General features: G+C 72.9%; 2 protein-coding genes. Both read left to right on the top strand.

Translation table 11 applies throughout. The annotated features are described in order from the left end of the window. The coding region (locus DD1DGNOD_RS19440) for a hypothetical protein (protein ID WP_165036896.1) at positions 1–816 on the top strand (816 nt) is incomplete at its 5' end. 118 nt (positions 817–934) lie between these two features. Continuing rightward, positions 935–1679: nicotinate-nucleotide--dimethylbenzimidazole phosphoribosyltransferase (locus DD1DGNOD_RS19445; protein WP_241255848.1), on the top strand; the 745-nt coding region annotated here is incomplete at its 3' end.

Genomic DNA, 1679 nt, shown 5'->3' on the forward strand with positions numbered 1-1679 from the left:
CACGTCGGGGCGTCCCAGGGAGGGTCGGCCCGCGCCGGGCACGACTGGCAGGCCCTGCACTCCCGCACCCTCGTGCTGGAAGGCAACGCACTCGTCGACGCCGGTGACGTCTCCTGCGGGCTGCGCACGCTGACCCAGGCGGAGTCGGTCGCCGCAAGCATCGGGGACTGGCCCACGATCGCGCACGCCCACGCCGTCCGGGCGATGGCCGCGCGGCGTCTGCAACGCTGGAAGACCGCGCTGACCCTCGCCGTGGAAGGACAGCGGTACGCGGGGAACACACCCGCCGCCGTGATGCTGGCGGTTGCCGAGGCCGGCGCACGGGCACGGCTGGGCGACACCGTCGGTACCGTCGCCACGGTCGGCCGCGCGCAGGAACTGATGAACCGGGTACCCGCCGAGAAACACGGCGTCCCCGCCTACTCCCTCGACAGTTACCACCCGGCGCTGTTCGCGACGATGGCGGCCAGCGCCCTCGTCCTGGCGGGGCAGATCTATGCCGCCGCGCCGTTCCTGACCGAGGCGCGCGAGCGTGTCGGCTCCGGACACGGCTACAGCAGGGGGCACGACAAGGGTGTCAGCGGCCTGGCTCCCCTGGTGTACATCATCTGCGCGGACGCCGCCCTGCGCCGGGCGCGTCCTGACGTCGAGGAGGCCGAACACCACGTCACCGGCGCGGTGGCCGCCTCGGCCGGCCGACCGGCGGCGTGGATGAGCAGCGAGGTGGCCCAGCTTGCCGGGGAAGCCGCCCGCCACGGCGCCGACTGGTCCGACCTGGTCGCGCTGACCTCGACGTGGGCCGGTTCCCCGGAATAAGCCCGAAATAAGAACGTCCGGCAATAAGACGTCCGATCGGCGAGCGGCCTCCCCGGCATCTGGCAGCACATCGGGTAATAAAGACGCTGTGCAGATCCCAGCGCTCGACGCCGACGCGATGAACGCCGCCCGGCAGCGGCAGGCAATGTTGACCAAGCCTCCGGGCGCTCTCGGGCGCCTTGAGGAGATCTCGGTCTGGCTTGCCGGTGTGCAGGGGGTCTGCCCGCCCAAGCCGTTCCAGCGCATCCGAGCGGTGATCATCGCTGGTGATCACGGTATTGCGCGGGCGGGCGTCTCGGCCTTCCCGCCGGAGGTCACCGCACAGATGGTGGCGAACTTCGCCGCCGGCGGCGCCGCGGTGAACGTGCTGGCCCGCACCGTCGGCGCGTCCGTCCGGGTCGTCGACCTCAGCGTGGACGCCGACGAGCCGGCGGCACCGGACGGTGGCGGTAGCGGCGGTGGCGGCGAGGGAGTGGACGCAGGAGCGGACGCAGCCGCCTCCGCCGGTCGCTACCGGGTCCGGCGCGGCAGCGGACGGATCGACGTCGAGGACGCCCTCACCGCCGACGAGGCCACCCGGGCGTTCGACATCGGCCGGGCGATCGCCGACGAGGAGGTCGACGCCGGCGCCGACCTGCTGGTCCCGGGCGATATGGGCATCGGGAACACCACCCCGTCCGCGGCGATCGTCGCCACCCTGCTCGACCGGGAGCCGATCGACACCGTCGGACGCGGAACCGGCATCGACGACACCCGATGGATGATCAAGACCGCGGCGATCCGGGACGCGATGCGCCGCGGCCGGCCGTTCGCCGCCGACCCGCTGGCCCTGTTGCGGGTGATCGGCGGCGCGGACCTCACCG

It is taken from the genome of Candidatus Protofrankia californiensis (assembly GCF_900634765.1).
GTDB classification, from domain to species: domain Bacteria; phylum Actinomycetota; class Actinomycetes; order Frankiales; family Frankiaceae; genus Protofrankia; species Protofrankia californiensis.